The organism is Kocuria salina (genome assembly GCF_013368965.1).
GTDB classification, from domain to species: domain Bacteria; phylum Actinomycetota; class Actinomycetes; order Actinomycetales; family Micrococcaceae; genus Kocuria; species Kocuria rosea.
Genome location: NZ_SSSF01000011.1, coordinates 22,612 through 39,984 on the forward strand (window position 1 = coordinate 22,612; position 17,373 = coordinate 39,984).

At 68.1% G+C, this 17,373-nt stretch carries 15 protein-coding genes; 11 read left to right on the forward strand and 4 right to left on the reverse strand.

Translation table 11 applies throughout. The annotated features are described in order from the left end of the window. Nucleotides 1–24: 24 nt before the first annotated feature. From E7Z53_RS17230 to E7Z53_RS17245, 4 genes are all read right to left on the reverse strand, one after another. Nucleotides 25–465 carry a LexA family protein gene (locus tag E7Z53_RS17230; RefSeq protein WP_062737464.1) on the reverse strand — a complete coding sequence of 147 codons (441 nt, stop codon included), beginning with the start codon at nucleotides 463–465 and terminating at the stop codon, nucleotides 25–27. Nucleotides 466–1,104: 639 nt separating this feature from the next. Then, nucleotides 1,105–1,359: an antitoxin VbhA family protein gene (locus E7Z53_RS20895; RefSeq protein ID WP_176338368.1), complete on the reverse strand. Its 255-nt coding sequence runs from the start codon at nucleotides 1,357–1,359 to the stop codon at nucleotides 1,105–1,107. A gap of 660 nt (nucleotides 1,360–2,019) precedes the next feature. Beyond that, nucleotides 2,020–3,108 (reverse strand): hypothetical protein, encoded by a 1,089-nt coding sequence (locus tag E7Z53_RS17240; protein ID WP_176338369.1) that lies wholly within the window; start codon nucleotides 3,106–3,108, stop codon nucleotides 2,020–2,022. Nucleotides 3,109–3,375: 267 nt separating this feature from the next. Next, nucleotides 3,376–3,594 (reverse strand): hypothetical protein, encoded by a 219-nt coding sequence (locus E7Z53_RS17245; protein ID WP_082157287.1) that lies wholly within the window; start codon nucleotides 3,592–3,594, stop codon nucleotides 3,376–3,378. Between the two features lie 788 nt (nucleotides 3,595–4,382). Between E7Z53_RS17245 and E7Z53_RS17255 the strand changes: the two genes are divergently transcribed. From E7Z53_RS17255 to E7Z53_RS17305, 11 genes are all read left to right on the forward strand, one after another. Then, nucleotides 4,383–5,501: a transglycosylase SLT domain-containing protein gene (locus tag E7Z53_RS17255; RefSeq protein ID WP_369598013.1), complete on the forward strand. Its 1,119-nt coding sequence runs from the start codon at nucleotides 4,383–4,385 to the stop codon at nucleotides 5,499–5,501. After that, a complete protein-coding gene (locus tag E7Z53_RS17260; protein WP_176338407.1) occupies nucleotides 5,498–6,139 on the forward strand; it encodes a hypothetical protein in 642 nt (213 codons plus the stop codon). Before E7Z53_RS17255 ends, E7Z53_RS17260 begins: the two co-directional genes overlap by 4 nt. Beyond that, nucleotides 6,139–7,725: a hypothetical protein gene (locus tag E7Z53_RS17265; RefSeq protein WP_176338372.1), complete on the forward strand. Its 1,587-nt coding sequence runs from the start codon at nucleotides 6,139–6,141 to the stop codon at nucleotides 7,723–7,725. Before E7Z53_RS17260 ends, E7Z53_RS17265 begins: the two co-directional genes overlap by 1 nt. After that, entirely contained in the window at nucleotides 7,725–9,203 is a 1,479-nt protein-coding gene (locus E7Z53_RS17270) for a chromosome partitioning protein ParA (protein ID WP_176338373.1), read from the forward strand. The genes E7Z53_RS17265 and E7Z53_RS17270 overlap by 1 nt, the downstream gene beginning before the upstream one ends. Nucleotides 9,204–9,264: 61 nt before the next feature. Continuing rightward, the gene (locus E7Z53_RS17275; protein ID WP_176338374.1) at nucleotides 9,265–9,945 is read left to right on the forward strand and encodes a DUF6668 family protein; all 681 of its coding nucleotides are present in this window, start codon (nucleotides 9,265–9,267) and stop codon (nucleotides 9,943–9,945) included. Nucleotides 9,946–9,947: 2 nt separating this feature from the next. After that, nucleotides 9,948–10,226: a hypothetical protein gene (locus E7Z53_RS17280; RefSeq protein ID WP_176338375.1), complete on the forward strand. Its 279-nt coding sequence runs from the start codon at nucleotides 9,948–9,950 to the stop codon at nucleotides 10,224–10,226. Between the two features lie 88 nt (nucleotides 10,227–10,314). Continuing rightward, nucleotides 10,315–11,109, forward strand: coding sequence for a hypothetical protein (locus E7Z53_RS17285; protein ID WP_176338376.1), 795 nt, complete (start codon nucleotides 10,315–10,317; stop codon nucleotides 11,107–11,109). Next, nucleotides 11,106–12,773 (forward strand): hypothetical protein, encoded by a 1,668-nt coding sequence (locus E7Z53_RS17290; protein ID WP_176338377.1) that lies wholly within the window; start codon nucleotides 11,106–11,108, stop codon nucleotides 12,771–12,773. Before E7Z53_RS17285 ends, E7Z53_RS17290 begins: the two co-directional genes overlap by 4 nt. Before the next feature lie 3 nt (nucleotides 12,774–12,776). Further along, nucleotides 12,777–14,330 carry an SCO6880 family protein gene (locus tag E7Z53_RS17295; protein ID WP_176338378.1) on the forward strand — a complete coding sequence of 518 codons (1,554 nt, stop codon included), beginning with the start codon at nucleotides 12,777–12,779 and terminating at the stop codon, nucleotides 14,328–14,330. A 77-nt stretch (nucleotides 14,331–14,407) separates the two neighbouring features. Further along, a complete protein-coding gene (locus tag E7Z53_RS17300; RefSeq protein WP_176338379.1) occupies nucleotides 14,408–15,865 on the forward strand; it encodes an ATP/GTP-binding protein in 1,458 nt (485 codons plus the stop codon). Further along, on the forward strand, nucleotides 15,862–17,373 hold the full coding sequence (locus E7Z53_RS17305; RefSeq protein ID WP_176338380.1) for a type IV secretory system conjugative DNA transfer family protein: 1,512 nt from the start codon (nucleotides 15,862–15,864) through the stop codon (nucleotides 17,371–17,373). Before E7Z53_RS17300 ends, E7Z53_RS17305 begins: the two co-directional genes overlap by 4 nt.

The following is a 17,373-nucleotide window of genomic DNA, read 5'->3' on the forward strand; positions in this document are numbered from 1 at the left end:
GGTCATCACCTTGTTTGGGCCCGGCTAGTGCAGTTTCCGGGAGTGGACGTGGTGGATTGAGTAGGTCACCACACCCCATACCTGGAGCTGGGTCATCGAGGGAATCGTGATGTCGGGATAGGCGGGATTCTCCGCGTGGAGGACCACGCCGTGGTCGTGGACGTGCAGGCGTTTGACGGTGAACTCGTCGTCGTAGACGGCGATCACTACATCGCCGTGTTTGGGGGTGATGGATCGGTCCACGAGGATTTCATCCCCGTGGTAGATCCCGGCTCCTTCCATGGAGTCTCCGGTGACCCGGAAGGCGTAGGTGGAGGTGACGTCTCTGATCAGGACCTCGTTGAGGTCGATCCGGCCGTCGTCGAAGCTGTCCTGGGCAGGGGAGGGGAAGCCAGCCGGGACTCGGACCAGGACCGCAGAGACCAGCACGGGGCGGTCAATGGTGAGCGGAACTGGATGTCTCATGCCGCCAGGATAGAACACACATTCTAAAGATCAGCCCACAAACACAATAGACCCGTACACATATACGGTTTGGCTAGTGCTGATGCTGGGGATTCTTCCCCGTCGACCGGACACGCCAAGGGGCCCGGCTACGGAGCCGAGACGGCACCGGCGGCTTGGTTCTGGCCGGCGGCGATCTGGGCGGCCCAGCGTTGCCGGAACGGCCGGCGGGGGCCAGGCACGGGAGAGGACGCCGGGGCGGTGTGGGCGGTCGCGCAGTGGGGGGTGCCGGCAACCAGAGTGATCTGCGATGCCGCAGGTGGGGCCCCGCCATGGGATTCAGCGGGGCCCCGTGCGTCCATGAAGCGGCCAAGCCTGGACGCACATCGATGAGGGCACCTGCCTGCCGGTGGATTGTCTTTCACGTCCAGCAGGTTCCAGGCGGCGCATCGACGTAGCCAGGGTAGGAGCCGGAACTGGGTCTTACCTAGACACAGCACCGCAGCAGACAACCACCTACTCCTCTCACGGCGGGCAGTTCCGCCTAGTTGGTGGTGTCGCTGGGGGAGGTCCTCAGGGCAAACCTCAATGAATACTGCGCCCCGAACGGCAACGCTTCCTAGAGGGCCAGATGTCCACTGTTGCTCTCGGGGTGGAGGATTACGGTTGTCCGCGGCGTTCTTGGGAGCGTCGGGTGAGCTCGTCGAGGTCGATGTCACCGGCTACGTAGCGGTCGGTGTCGGCCATGGCCGCCGGGGTGGGGGCGAGGTCTTCCAGCACCGCATGGTGCCAGCTCATCTCTGCGGCCAGCACGTGCTGGAGCTGTTCGCGGGCATCGGTGGCTTCGGACTTCGGTTTGCTGAGGAGGGTGTCCACCGAGGGGCCGACCATTGCGCCTAGCGCTGCCGTGGTCACGGCCACACCTATGACCAGGACCCCCAGCGCCCCCAAGGCATGGGCGGTCCCTTGCCGTACGTGGAATGCACGACTCTTCCGCTTTTGTCGTTGTCGCATCAGCAAAAGGGTACGGGAGTGCGTTTCCCGGATCGAAACGCGGTGCATCCCTTGAGGGCCTTCCGAGGCGCCGTGGTCACGGGAGTAGACGCCCGTCAGCACGGGGAGGACACTGGGCCTCGGTGAAAGGCATCTCACCCGAAAGGCCGGGGATCATCCCCGGTCTTTCGTCTGCCATGGGGACCGATGCTGTGGTCCCGGTGGACTCCTTTACCGGGTGCCTGGCTTAAAAGGGGGCGGGCCCTGCCTAGTCGAGGGGGCGGCAGGGCCCGTCCGATGCCCGCACGGGGGAGGTGGCGGAACATCGTCGATCAGCATCTACTCCTGTGGCACGCAGGAATACGTCCATCTGCGGCAGGAGTACTGGCCGTTGCTGATCGATGTCCCCAGGGTAGGACACGTGTGCGTTCGTGTACGTGGTGCGGTGGAAGGTGAAGCCGCGTGTCGGCCGGCACTGGGTCGGGCAGGGAACCGCCGGGGAGCACTCCGGCGGGTCCCTGGTAGGCAGGTGCGGCCATGGGGGGGGGGGAGGGGGGCAGTTCTCCTGTGCTGGGGGCGGGATCAAGCTAGCGGTGCGGCGGCGCGGCCGGCGGCGATCTGGGCGGCGAAGCGTTGCCGGAACGGCCGGCGGGGACCAGGGGCGGAAGAGGACGCGGGGAGGGCCGCGGCGGCCGCTGTGCGGGCCGCGTAGCGTTCAGCGGCCGCCCGTGCGGCCGCCCGGCGCTGGGCGGCCTCGGCGGCGACACGCTGGTCGCGGGACCGCATCGGGGTGCCGTCGGTGTGGGTCCAGGCGCGCATGCGGGCGGTGAGCCAGGCTCCGGGGTTGTCGATGCCTTCCACGGTCAGGAAGCCGTAGCGGGTGCCCGCGGGGCTCCAGTCCAGGGCGGTGAGCACATCGGCGATGGTCCACCCGGCCTCGAAGAACGGCTTGCACACGCTCACGACGTGGGCGGTGGTGAGCTGGCGCAGGACGATGGCTTCGTGCTGGAGCTCCAGGGCAGCCGCCCGCTGAGTCTCCTTCCGCGCCCGACGGGTCACCCGCTTCGTCAAAGGCTCCGTCGTTGCATGACGGGGCCACAGCGGGGCTGTACGACGACTCAGCGCGGCGACCACCTCGCGCCGCTGCGCGGCGCGCTTTCGGGTCGGTCGCGGCGTAGCCGCGTCCTTCGGGGAAAGCTCTTCGCGCGCGTGCGGGGAAAGACTCTCCCACTTCGTGGGGACCGGGGTGTCAGTTAGTTCCACAGGCTCCACTGCCGGTTGCGGGGTGTTGTGGATGAGGGCGTAGACGGGGGCCTCGCCCTGGGTGCGGCCGGTGGCGGCCGGGGTGCGCCCCGCGCTGCGGCCGGTGGCGACCACGGCCAGCAGCCCGGCCTCGCGCAGGTGGCGGATCACCCGCGCCACGGTGGAACGGGAGCGGTCGATCTTGTTGGCCACCCAGTCCCAGGTCGTGCGCCAGGTGCGCGAGGCGGGGTCCTGCTGGCGGCAGATGATCTCCACCACGGCCAGCACGTTCGCCCGGGCATCGGCACGGATCAGCTCCAGGCTGGGGTGCTCCAGCACGGCCCGGCGCCAGGCGGCGACGTGCTTGGCGAGCTGGCATCCCGTGGGCACCGCCCGCAGCACGACAGCCTTGGACCGCTCGTGCTCCACCCGCACACGACGGGTACGCGACGGGAACTCTTGGGGGTGCTGAGGTTTTGGCAGGTCAGCGGCCAACGTCACGTCGGCGGCACGGAGCCGGGAGGACTCCACATGGTGACGCGTCTCAGCTACACTAGGGGGCACAACAGTCCCCTGGTGATGGGTTCATTGCTAGGTCTCATTCAGTTAGCTGTTGAACCAGCTGTCCCCGGTCGCCAAACTAGCGACAGCTGATTGACTTAGACGGCCCGCCCACCACGGCGGGCCGTCAGTCATTTAATGGTCAAGAGGTAGTTGGTCCTTCTCCTGGTTTTGCCGCTCGTCAATCACGTTCGGCAACCCATAATCACGATCAACCAGAGCACCCACATAGTCAGCCTGGGACAGGCCCAGCGCAGCTGCCCGCTCCGCCACACGGCGGTGCTGAGCGGGCTTAACGCGCATGTTGAGTGCGACGCGCTGCCCGAACAGCTTGGGGGGTGTGTACTCCTTCATGTGCTCACCCTCTCACACAGCTTTTGCTAGCGCTAGAACGCCGAGGGGTGTGTCTTATTTATGGCCGACTCATAGGTTCCATTAGCCAAGCCGCTGGGTGAAGCCGAGCAGGGCCGGGGTCTCATCCCCTATGTCAGGGACAAAAACAGGGGATATAGCCGATTGCCCCTCCCCTTGCGCATTGCTTTCGCCGCTGATCACGGCCGATGGAAGGCCGGCAGTACACATTGGGAAGCAGTCGTTTGCATACATATCATCACTGTAGGCGCCCCGGAAATGTCCGCCGGACGACAAGGCCAGTAGCGCCTCAGGGAGATGTGTCGGAGTGGTGTGCCGCGATAGGTCAGAGCGTGTCTTGGCTCAGCAGATACGCGGTCCAGATATCCAACAGCTCACGGGTCCTGTCCATATCCAGCGTGTGAAGTGTGGGACGGCCCCTTCCTGGTTGCGGGGTGGACGTGATGACCCCTTGACCTCGAAGGAGCTCCAGGTGCGGTCCCACAGTCCCTGAAGGCAGGCCGAGACGGGTGATGAGGTCTGGGCCGAGGACGGGGCCTCGCGCGAGCTCGTGAATGATTGCGAGGCGCACGGTGTTTCCCAAGGCCACAGCTGCCGCATGTACTGCGTCGCTCTGACCTCGGGGTTGGATCGGGGCTGGCATGCGTCCCATTCTCCACTGTCCTCTCACTTAAACGGATACAGCGTGATGACGCACGCTGCGAATAAAACGGGTTATACTTTTCATAGAGGATAACCCTGAATGGTTGTTAATGGGACCGGAGGTTGGCGTGAGCGAGGAGTCCAAGGGAGGCGGTGGCTTGGTGACCGCGGTGACCGTGGGTGCGCTCTTGCTGACGGCGGTGCCGCTGGTCGGTGTGGCGGGTCTGGCTGTGCTGACGCAGACCCAGGCTTCGGCCGATGATTGCGCCCCGGCCGCGGTGGTCTCCGGCGAAGAGTCCGAGGACGGTCTGATCAACGTTCCCAATGGTTGGGGCCCGTTGGTGGAGGCGGCGGCTGAGGAGGCTGGGTTGCCGGTGAGTGTGGTCGCTGCCCAGCTCAAAGCCGAGTCCAACTGGGACCCCAACGCTGGTAGCTCCGCTGGGGCGCAGGGGGTCGCGCAGTTCATGCCTGATACCTGGGCCCGGTACGGCCAGGGTGGGGACGTCACCGATCCCGAGGACGCGATTCCGGCCTATGGGCGGTACATGGCTGCGCTGCGCGATGAGGTGAAGGACCTGGCCGGCGATGACGCGGACCAGCTGGTGCGCCTGATGCTGGCCGCCTACAACGCCGGCCCCGGTGCGGTGGCCCAGCACAAGGGGGTGCCACCGTTCGCGGAGACCCAAAAGTACGTGACCACGATTCTCGACGGTGGGCAGGTGGAGTTCTCCGCGGATTGCGAGGTGCCCACCGGTGCCAAGGAGTGGGACGGGGACCTGGGCGACGGAGAGTGGACCACACCGTTGCCGGGCGGGAAGTTCACCTCCGGCTACGGGCGGCGTAACGTCCCGGGCTTGCCGGCCTGGGCCCAGGACCACGTGGGCGTGGACATTGCCACCCCCGGTACCGGCTCAGGTTCGGGAGGTCCGGTGATCGCGCCGACCGATCTGCGCATCACCGGGTTCAACAACGAAGACGGGTGCGTGATCGCTAAGGAGAACGGCGACGATCCCGATTTCGGGTTCGCCTTCTGCCACCTGAACTCCTACGCGGTGAAGAAGGGCCAGAAGCTCTCCCGCGGCGACGTGATCGGCACCGAGGGCAACCGGGCCGGCCTAGGAGCGGTGGCCACGCACCTGCACTTCGAGATTTACAAGCCCTCCGCCCCAGACGTCGTTTTCCCCTACGAGGGCTACAACATCGACCCCGAACCGATCCTCAAAGAGAAGGGAGCGTGGCCGAGATGATCCGCCACCGTCACCGTCTGAGTGCTGTCCTGATCCTGTGCGCCCTGCCCCTGGCGGGCTGCGGGGCGGGCGCTGAGCAGACGTCCCAGCAGGCCACCACCTCTCCCACGAGTGCGGCCGCTTCCAGCAGCACTGCCAGCACCCCTACTGTCCCGGCGACCCCGGCGGTGCCGGGGGATGGCACGTTCCCGGTGCCGGGGGATGCGGACCGCTCCGATGTGGAGTCCACCGCGCGCACGACCGCACTGATGCTGCACTCCTGGGACACGGCCACCGACCGCACCGAGACGGCCGCGGCGATCCGCGCCAAGCCGTTGATGTCTAAGGAATGGGCGGCCAACCAGATCGAGCCGCAGCGCAATTCCTCGCAGGGCGCGTGGTTGAAGCCCTCCGAACACCGGGCTTACAGCGAGGCTCGGGCGGTGGCGGCGATCGGGGACGCTGCCCGGGACGTGGCAGCGGACAAGGCGATCCGGGTCTACGACGTGACCTGGAGCTGGATCAGCCGCGACGAGGAGCCGGCCCCGGGCACGGGGCGGCGGCAGGTGACTCTCTACCTGGAGAAGCATGACGGTGCGTGGGAGGTCGTGGGGCATCAGCTGCGCGACATGGACCCCGCCCATACGGGAGGGCAGTGATGAGTGGGGTGGTCCACCGGTGGCCGCTGATCGTGGTCACGATGACTTCCCACGAGGCTCTGGCGGTGTGTGGGGGCAAGCGGTCGGTGGTCGCCGTCGATGAGGCCGGGTCGGTGGCCTTGGCGGCTCGTGATGCCGCGTTGGCGGTGTGCGAGGCCTTGGGGAAGAGGCGGTGCCGGGTCGAGGGGATCACCGATGACAACCAGACGTATCAGATGGTCGTGGACGTTGATGAGGGCACCTTGGTGGAGCTGCACGAGGCGCCTGGCCCGTCCTCGGGTGCTGGTGGTGTGGCGAGGACCGGGAGCATGGCCGCGGCCGCCGGTGAGATCCGGCGGGGCCGGCGGTGGAACCCGCGCACGCTGACCAAGCGGCAGGCCGGCTACGCGCTGACCGGATTGTTCGTGTTGGCCGGGGTCGCGGTGCCGGTGGGTGCCCAGGTGCTCGGGGAGGACTCCAGTGCCGAGGTCGTGCTGCCGGCGCCGGGGCCCACCCAGCTGCCGGTGGCGGCCCCGGCCGGGTGGTCCACCTACGCGAAGTGGTCGGCCCCGGCCGAGGACCGGGTGCCCGTGCGCCAGGACGCCGCAGGGCGGTTGGTGATCGTCGAGGGCCGCGATGTGGTCACCCGGCAGGCCGAGACCGGGCGGGAGGTCAAGCGCGTGACGGCCCCGTTCGAGCCGACCGGGCTGGCGGTGTGGACCGACAACGGTACGCCGCGGCTGGCCGTGTCCGGGGGCGGGGGCCGGTTGGCGGTGATGGACCAGGACGGCGAGCAGTTCACTGAGGTCCAGCTGCCCGAGCGCGCCGAGGTGGTGCTGGAGGGTGGAGAGCCGCTGATCGTTGGAGCGGACCAGACCGCCGGAGTGCTGGCCGGCAACAGCGTCCAGAAGCGGATCGTGCCCGCTGGGGCCGAAGCGGTCGCTGCCGATGGTGGGGCCTTGATCGCCGCGGACGCGCAGACCGGCCGGTTGTGGAAGATCACCGATGAGAGCCCGGAGCTACCGCAGCCGGCCACCGTGAAAGTACCCAAGGGCATGGAGGTGGCGGCGTTCCCGGCCGGGCACGGGTCAATGGTGGTGGCCCAGTTCGCCGGGGAGAAGAGCACCAGTGAGGTCGCGGTCCTGGAGGTCACCGCCGGAGAGGGCAAGACGGAGGTGACGCAGCTGGTGTCTGAGGCGGTGAAGGGCTCCACCGGGACAGGCCAGCCGCAGTGGGACCCGGCCGGGGCACTGGTGTCCCTGGGGCGGGTGTCGGTGGATTTCGAGGCCGTGACGGTGACGGTGTTGCCGGAGTCGGCCCAAGCCTCGGCTGGGCACCTGTGGGTGACAGGAACCGGGGATGAGACCAGCGCCCGGCTCTCCCGAGCGGGTACCGCCCTGGATGCCGGGGACCCCAAAGCCTCGGTGCCGGTGCTGATCACAGACGGTGGGCTGGCCGTGGTGGAGGAGAACGGCCAGGTGTACGCCGTGACCGAGACCGCCCCGAACCCGATAACAACCCCGAGTGGGCAGGCGAGCACGGAGCAGGACGAGCAGAAGACGACGGACGGGGACGCTTCGACGGCCCCCGAGGATAAGGAGAAGTGATGGAGCTGCACGCGACGATCACCGAGACCGGAGCCATGACGGTCACCATGGGCCCAGACCAAGAGGAGCTGGCTGAGCAGCACGAGAACGTGGCCTCGGCCCGGCGGGCGCTGGTGAAGCTCTCCAGCGAGGTCGCTGGATCGACCGGGGAACCGACCCGGGCGGTGACCTTGGACCCCTCGGGGATGCACGTGCTGACGGTCTCCGCCGATGGGCAGGTCTCCAACGCGCCGGCCCCGGCCACCGAAGAGACCCCGGCACGACAGGCGCCCGCTGAGGAGCTGGCGTCCACGGCAGCGGCCGCACCCGATGAGGTTGCCCCTGAGGATGTGGAGGAGACGGCCCCGCAGGACGTCGAGAAGAGCGCCCCGGCGCAGGCGGAAGGGGCGGAGGCCGCGGCTGAGGCTACTGCTCCTACCGCGGAGAAGCCCGCCGGGGGCAATCCGTTCCTGGTTGCGAACCCCCCGGTCCCGCCAACACAGGGCCAGCCAGAGGTGCCCGCCACAGCTCCGGTGTCGGCGCCGCCGGGGGAGAGCCTCAGCGCCGCCGGCGCTGGGGAACAGACCCCGAACTTCTTGCAGAACAACTCCCCGGTCACTCCAGACCCCGCCGAGCAGGGCTGGCAGGGCTGGCTCAACCGGGTGTTCGGGCTCAAAGTTGGACCCTCCGAGTCCGAGCTGCGCCAGCGCGCGGCGGTGGATGCCCTGTCGCGCCATTGGATTGGTTCGCGCACGGTGGCCGTACTCAACTCCAAGGGCGGGGCGAACAAGACGCCCACGGTGATCCGGCTGGCCTCTGAACTGGCCCGAGCCGGTGGTGGCGGGGTGCTGGCCTGGGACAACAACGAGTCATTGGGGACCCTGGGGTGGCGGACCCACTCGGGGGAACACAGCGCCACGGTGCTGGACCTCATCACTGCCGCCCCGGAGTTCTTGAAGGCCGGGGCGAGCAAGGCCGATCTGGCCGCGTTCGTCCACCACCAGCCTGAGGACGCTTTCGACGTGCTGCGCTCCGACGAGCGACCCGAACACGATCACCGCATCACCGGGGCCGAGGTGGACCTGCTGCATGAGGTCGCCTCCCGTAACTGGCGGCTGATCATCATGGACTCGGGCAACTCGACCCGCGGGGAGAACTTCACGCGGATGATCGACCACACCGACCAGGTGGTAATCGCCACCACCTCTGAGTCGGACAAGGCCCAAGGCGCGGTCAACTCCCTCCAGGCCCTCCACGCCCGCGGGGGCCACGCCGCACAACTGGCCCGCAACGCGGTGGTGATCGTCTCGGAGGTTCATCCCCAGCACTCCCTCAAAGCCCAGGAAATCGTGGGCGAGTTCGCCCCGATCGTGCGCTCGGCCCACATCGTGCCTTTCGATCAAGCGCTGGTGCAGGGCCGGATGCGCGCCCAGGACCTCTCCGGTCCCACTCGACGGGCGTGGCAGTTGGCTGCCGCGGCTGTGATCGCGGAGTTCTAATGCGCCACCTCACCGCTGAGCTCCCCGGCCTCGTGCCGGCCGCGGCCTGAAAGGAGGAGAAGTGATCACCAACCACGACAAAGACACCCAGGCAGGTAGTCAGGACCAGGAAACGGCGGCCCCCGCCCCTGCGCCACTGGACCGGCCGGTGCGGCCGGGGCCACCGGCCGGGGGCAACCCCTTTGTGCTTCCCCCCGAAGAAGAGGAGGCCGGTCCTGAACCGATCGACACCGATCCTGTGCTGGGCACGGCAGCCTCGCTGTTGGGTCGCACCGGCATGGAGGACACCGGGGCCGGCAAGGGCTTGTGGCTGATCGGTGCGGCCGGTGGGGTGGGCGTGTCCACTCTGGCCGCCGCGTGCGGAGCACACGTGCACGATGGCGCCGACTCGGAGCCGCCATGGTCTGCCCGCGCTGCGGTGGTCACCTCCTGCACCCGTACCGGTCTCGATGCCGCCCAAGAACTGGTGCGGGCCTCCCAGACCGGGATCGTGCCCTGGGAGGCGGTGGCCGTGGTCATCGTCCACGACCGGCCCGCTGAGCTGGTGTCCAAGGACTGCCGCCGCCGGGCCCGCGCGGTCCTACGGATGGTCAAAGGCGGCGGGTACACGATCCCGTTCTTGCCGGAGCTGCGCGAATCCGCGGTCCCGGCCCTCGATCTGGGGGTGACTCGATCACGGAAGGTGATCGAGGCCCTCGACAAGCTCGCCACCCGGGTGAGCTCCCCCCGAAAGGAGAAGTAGTCATGAGCATCCCCCCTCTCTACGCCAGTGCCCAGGCCGCTGTGATGCGGGCCATCAACGTCTCTCCCGAGCCCCCTCCGGGCCTGGACAACTTCAACCTGATCGTGTCCTGGATTCTGTGGGGCGCCGGCATCGTGTTGTTCGTCTTCTTCATCTTTGGCCTGGTCTCAGCTGGGCGGAACCGCCGGCACGGCAACGAGATCGAAGCCCCGATCTGGCCGCTGGTGGCCGCCGCCCTGCTGGGCGCTGCCGGAACGATCTGGAACGTCATCATCGGCTGACACCGGCCTCTGCGCGGTTGCGGGCCTGCCCCTTGCAGGCCCGCAACCGCGCCCTGGAACACGACGCCCCATAGGGAGGACAGGACAGATGAAGCAGGAACGAACACAGCAAAAGACCCGTCCGCGGTGGCTGGGAGTAGCCGTAACGGTCGGGGTACTGGCCGCGCTAGTGATCATCGCCTTGCTGGTCCGCACCGTCACGGCAGAGCCCGACGAGCAGGCCGGCCCCGCCGAGGACAACGCGCAGGCGCCGGCCTCGGAGGCTGGTCCTGAGGTGGACGGGCTGCTGGACTCCTCTTCCGAGGATTTCGCTTACCCGTGCCAAGCAGAGCTGTCCACCGACACCGCTTCGGTCGAAGACAAGGCACCCGAGGTCGATGAGTGGGTGTCGGCAGGCTACAACGTCGTGCCGATGTCCACGGAACTGGGCGGATGCGAGAAGCGGGATTCTGGTCTGAGGGTGGGCTACGCCCACACCCCCGCCGGGGCCCTGATGGCGGCCGCTAACTACGCCGTGGTTGTCGATCCCTCGGGTACTGAGGCGCAGGACAGCATCAAGGCAGCCGTTGCCGAAGGCCCTGATCGGGACGAGCTGCTTGACCGAGCCGAGCAGATCAGCAGCGGAAGCGCCCCGGCGACAGACCCGGCGGCAATGCGCAGTGCCGAGTTTGTTGGCTACGACGTGCGAGAGGCCAGCAAAGATCAAGCGTCATTCAACATCTACATGAGCTTTGACAATGATGCAGGCGTTCGTCAGCAGGCAGTCGGGCAAGTCGATCTCATGTGGGAAGACGGGGATTGGCGAGTGGAGCCGGCATCCGGCCAGCAGCTCATGACGGTTGACTTTGCCACTACTTCACCGTCCGTGACTTGGGGCCCGTGATGCTCGAACGTCTTGGCGAGATGGCGGCCTCAGCGGCCGAAGGTGGGGTCGAGGCGATCTTGACGTGGCTGGCCGGGGTGGTGCTGACTGCGCTGTTCGACACGGTGCAATGGCTGGGTACCTGGTGGCTGTCGATCGAGGCCCCTGGGATGGGCGAGGGGTCGGCGGCCATGCGTGCGGTGGAGGCCACCCGGGTGTTACTCCCGTTGTTCGGTGTGATCGGTATGGCCTTTGGCTGCGTGCGGATCGCACGGGAGCAGAGCCGTGGATCGGTGGAGGGTCTGATCGCGTCGATGCTGCGCAGTGTGGCTGCCGTGGCCGTCGCTCTGGTGGCCACGTCCATGGGCTTGGATTTCGGCACGCAAATTTCCCCGTGGCTGGTTGAGCAGATCGGCGGCCAGGACGTCAATGAGCAGATGGCCGAGACCCTGGGGTTGCAGGCGATGATCAGTGGCGTCCAGAGTTCCGCGGCGTTGGCAGTGATCGTGCTGGTGCTGGCGTTCATTGCGTTGCTGGGGTCGCTGGTCAACGCCTTCCTAGTCCTGTTCTCCTACGGGATGGCGTCTGTGCTGGCGGGGTTGCTCGCGTTCTTCGCCGCGGTGTCCACCACGGACAAGGGAAAGAAAAGCTTCGACAAGGTGTTGTCGTGGCTGATCGCTGTAGTGCTGTTCAAGCCGGTGGCCGCGATCATCTGGGGAGTGGGCCTTGCCCTGGCCAAGGGCTACGTCGGGGAGGGCTCTCAGGAGCCGATGGATCAGATGGTGGGCCTGTTCGTGGGCCTGGTGATGGTTGTGGGAGCCTCCCTGGCCCTGCCGGCCCTGGCCCGGGTGGCGGCCCCGGTGGTGGCCGAGGGTCCGCGAGGTATGGGGGCGGGCAGCCTCGTGGCGGCCGGTGGCGCGCTGGCCACCGGCGCGCTGATTGGTGCCGCCACCGCCGGTGCCGGCGCGCTGGCCGGCGGTGCTGGGGCACGAGCGGCCGGAGCCGGCGGTGGCGGCTTCGGCGGCGGAATGACCGGTAGCGGGATGGTCGGTGGTGGGCAGGGTGGCGCCCTGGCCGGTGGTGGCGGGACCGGCCCCAGCAGTCGCATCAGTGGCGGCTCTGGCGCCGCCGGCGGCTCCGGGGGAGGCGAGGGCCCGGGGGCACCTGCACAGGCCAACGGTGCCCAAGGCGGCAGCGGAACCTCAACCAGCGGTGAGGGATCTACTGACGCCGGTGGCGCCGCCACCGGTAGCAGCGCCGCCGAGGGACGTGGCGGGAGCGGTCCTGAGGGTGCACAGCCTGAGACTGACCCCGGAGGGTCCTCCCCGGATGGTGCCCCTGGTGCTGCCGCGTCGGGTCCGGGTAGTTCAGGCAGTCACGGCTCCGGCCCTTCGGGTGCCTCTGCACAGAGCGCGGAGGAAGCCGGGGCGGGCATCGGGCCGGCCGGAGGGACATCGAGCGCCGCGGGTGGTCCCACGGGTGCCGCCGGAGCCAGCCCGGGGCGAAACAACGGTGGCGCGGAGGAGCCGTTGCGTGAGGTGAGTGGCCCGGAAGGGTCCGCTGCGCAGACCGGCGGGGCGATGGGCGCGCGGGCTTCGTTCGTGCAGAACGCGGTCCGGGCAGCAGGGTACGAGGCGCGTCGGGCGGCCGATGACGCTGAGAAGTCGATGGAGTCAGGGGAGTAAGCGATGTCAGAGATGGTGGTGGATTCCACGTCGCGGGTGCGGTCCTACGGCAACATCACGGACACCAAGGTCACCGGGATCATGGGCCTGTCCCTGGCAGCTACGGCGGTGGCCGGGGCCGGGGCGATCGGGGCGTTGCTGGTGCTGTGGTTCGGGCAGCTGTTGTGGCTGGCGGTGTTGCTGCTGGTGCTGACGGTGCCGGCGACCTGGTATTTGCAGTCCAAGGACCGCAACGAGCGGTCCCGAGCGGAGAAGAGGCTGGCGCAGACGATGTTCCGCAAAGCGCAGAAGAAGGGGCACACCCGGTATGTGGCCGGGCCGGCCTCGCAGGTCCCGGACGGCAGTTTCCGGGCGCCGGGGCTTTTGGCGGCCACCGAGATGCTGGAGGGACACACCACGTTCGGGCAGCCGTTTGCGATGCTGTGGGCCCCACGGACCCAGACGGGGGCGGTGTTCATCGGCACCTCCTCGACCGGCATTGGGCTGCGCGATCAGGAGAGTGTGGATCAGATGGTCGATGCCTGGTCAGAGTTCCAGCGTGAGGCCGGCAGTGTCCCGTCCCTGGTGCAGGTCTCGGTCACCACCCAGTCCACGGCTGATCCTGGGGAGCGGTTGCGTGATGCCGTAGAGGTCGCCCGGTCGGTGGCCGGCGCCGAGGCGGATGGGTCTACGTTCGCCCGGGAGGTGATCGGTGATGTGGTCGATGAGCTCTCGTCCTGGACACCGCGGTTGGATCAGTGGATCACGCTGACATTCTCCGCCCGAGAGTCCACGGACGGGGCCGTGCCCGCGCGCACGGCCCCGGAGTTGATGGAGGAGATCGGTGGTGTCCTGCCCGGTTTCTGCGAGTTGGCCACCGTCTCCGGGGCCGGTGCGGTGTCGCTGCTGCAAGTAGCGGACGTGACCGACTCCACACACGTGGCGTTCAATCCCTCGGCGGCCGCCGATGTGGAACGGGCCCGGCTGACCGCCGCCGGCACCGGGTTGTCCTGGGAGGAAGTGGGACCGACCTCGGCCGAGGTGTTGGCTAAGCCGATGTGCTACGCGCACTCGGGGGCGGTGTCGAAGTCCTGGCAGATGTTCGGCGCCCCCTCGGGGGTGTTCCGGGAGTGGGGGCTGCGGGCGCTGCTGGAGCCCGATGACCGGTTCATGCAGAAGCGGGTCACGGTGTTCTACCGTCCGGCTGATCCTCAGTCCAGCGTGCGGGAGGTCAACGCCCGGATCGTCAATGCGGAGTTCGCGGCCAACCAGAAGAACCGGCGGGTCTCTGCCGCTGAGCAGCTGGCGGTGGCCAAGGCCAAGCAGGCTGCCCAGGAGCAGGCCCGGGGCGCGGCGATGGTGCGGTTCTCGATCCTGGTCACGGCCACGGTGGGTTCGGCCGGCCAGGAATTAGCCAAGGCTGAGGCTGCTATCCGGCAGAAGGCGGCCCAGGGTATCCAGCTGCGGTTGCGCGGGTGCGATCACAACGACGACGCGGCCTTTGCGATGGGTCTGGGTCTGGGGATCGTCCCGGACAAGGCCGCCACACTTTCCGATGCGATGAGGAGGGCACTGTGAGCGTTCTTGATGATGTGATCGACCGGATTGGCAATCGATTCTTCGGTGAGCGGGAAGGCGCCGCTGGCGGAGACCGGATGCCGGGACTGACTGCCAAGGGTTTCGACATGGCCACTGGGGGCCGGTGTTCGTGGGTGGAGGCTCCGCCGGAGTTCGCGGCCACCAGCGCTCAGACGGCCGGGCTGTGGCCCTATTGCGTGGGCACGTCCTCCCCGCTGATTGGCGCCCCGCTGGGGCGCAACACCAATAACGGGTCGGTGGTGTGCGGAGACCCGATCAGCCTGTTCATCCGCGGCACGATCTCCTCCCCGTCGGGGTTCATCATGGGCCTCAACGGCCGGGGCAAGTCCTCGGTGACGGTGCGGATTTGCATCTACCTGTCCTCGTTGTCGTTCGTGCCGCTGATCCTGGGCGACCTCAAACCGGACTACGTGGGCATGATCCAGGAAATCGACGGACAGGTGATCCGGGTGGGTCCTGGCATCGGGTCGGTCAACCCCCTGGATGCGGGGCCGCTGTGGAACCGGGTCGAGGAGCTGCCGGTGGCCAAGCGCAACGAACTGCTCTCGGAGATTCACACCCGCCGGGTCAACACGGTGCGCGGGCTGCTGGAACTGGCCCGTGGCCGGGGCTTGGACACGGAGAAGCAGGAGCCCACGGTGCTGTCCATGGCGATCCGCACCGCGACGGTCCGCGCCGAGGCGGAGGGGCGGCAACCGTTGCTGGGGGACCTGGTGACGGTGATCCGGGAGGCGCCGGCAGAGATGCAGGCGGTGACGCTGGCCAATGACGCCGCGGAGTTCCTGGCGGAGTCCAAGTCCTTGGTCAAAGGTCTGATCGGGTTGCTGGAGGACGGCCCGTTCGGGGACGTGTTCTGCAAGCCCACCACCCAGCAGATGCGGGTGGACCGCCCGGCCTGCTTCGACGTCTCCGGGGTGGACATCTCCGATGAGATGATGCGCGCGGCCATCCAGATCGTGTGCTGGGCCTACGGACAGGCCGGGGTCTCGGCGGCCAAGACGCTGGCGGTGGCCGGGCTCGAGCCCGAGCGGCACCACCTGATGATCATGGACGAGCTGTGGCAGACCTTGCGCGCCTCGGAGCTGCTGGTGCACCAGATCGACGCGCTCACCCGACTGAACCGGCAAAAGGGCTTGGGGCAGATCATGATCACCCACACCATGAAAGACCTCACGCTGTCCACCGAGCAGCTGTCCGAGATTGCCCGCGGGTTCCTGGAACGGTCCTCGGTGAAGTACTTCGGCGGGCTGGCCCGCAACGAGATGGAGCTGCTGGAACAGGTCTTGCCGCTGTCCCAGCGGGAGAAGGACCTGCTGGTGGAGTGGTCGGCCGAGGGCGCGACCGATCCGCGCACCGGCCGGTCGCTACCCCCGCCAGGGCGGGGCCGATTCATGATGAAGCTGGGGGAGAACGCCCCCGGGGTGCCGTTCAAGATGAACCTCACCGACACCGAGCACCGCATCCACGACACGAACGAGGCGTGGGTCGAGGCGATGGCGAGGGCCCGGGCATGAGCGGCTCACTGTGGATGCTGATCGGGGCCCTCGTGTTGGGAGCGGTGACGGCGGCCTGGTGGTACTCCGGGCGTCAGGGCGGGTCGATGGGGGAAACCGTCAAGCGCCTCGACCGGGCCCACCCTGTCGGTGCGGTAGACCGGGACAAGCGCCAGGAGGAGGCCCTCCAGCTGCACCCGAACGCCCCGGGCATCGGCCCGGGCCTGAGCATCGGGGCGCTGGGCGAGCACGGGGACCGGCGCCTGTACCAGGGCTGGCGGGAGTGCTCGGTGCACGTATGGGGCACCGGACGGGGCAAGACCACCAGCCAGGTCGTCCGGCACGCGGCCGAGGCACCGGGAGCGTTCCTGATGACCTCGAACAAGGTGGACGGGGTGACCGAGGTGATTGCCGCCCGCCGCGACCGGGGCCGGGTATGGGTCTTCGATCCTCAACGCATCCTCGATGAGGCCGGGGAGCCAACGATGACGATCGACCTGTTCGCCTCGGTGGAGGACACCCGCACCGCCGATGAGGTCGCGGCGATCTTCGAATCCGCCTCCGCCGGGTCCGCCGGCGCCAGCGGGCGGGACCCGCAGTTCGACTCCCAGGGCCGGGACCTGCTCTCGGCGTGCATCCTCGCCGCGGCCGAGGACGGGCGAGACCCGGCAACAATCCTGGAATGGATCACCTCGGGGAAGCTGCGCGATCCCGAGGCAGTGCTGCGCGAGCACGGGCACACCGGCCGGGCCGCGATGCTGCGCGGTATTTCCCAGCAACCGGACGACACCCGCGGTTCCGTTTTCGCCACGGCCCAGCGCATGGCCTCGGCGCTGTCCCATGACACGCTGGTGCGGTGGGCCACCCCGACCACGGGGGTGCGCCGGTTCGATCCTGAGGCCTTCGTGGACAGCGACGACACGATGATCCTGCTGGCCCAGGACACGGCCGGCTCCGGGGCCGCGTTCGTCTCCACGGTGCTGCACACGGTGTTCACCGCCGCGCAAAAGAGCGCCCGGCGCAATGGCGGGCGATTGCGCGTGCCCCTGGTGGCCGATCTGGACGAGGTGGGCAACGTGGTGAAGCTGCCGGCCCTGGCCGAGTGGTACTCCTACTTCGGGTCAATGGGCATCGTGGTCTCGGCGTTCTTCCAGACCAAAGGTCAGGGGGTGACCATGCTGCGCCACACCGGATGGGAGACGCTGTGGTCGGCGGCCGCGGTGCGGGTCTACGGCGGCGGAGTGGAGGACGACAAGTTCCTGGAACAACTCTCCAAAGTCACCGGCAAATACGACCACCGCACACAGTCCTACTCCACCAGCCGCGGTGGGGGGCGCAGCACCTCGGTACAGACCCAGCAGCGCGAGATTCTGCCCGTGGACAAGCTCGCCGCCCTACCTCCAGGGCGGGCGTGGGTACGCACCAACAAGGGTGGGGGCACGATCGTGCGCACCCTGGGCTGGTTTGCCGATCCGCCGCTGGCTGCCTGGATCAACGAGGGCCTGGACGAGATGAAGGAGGCCGGCTGA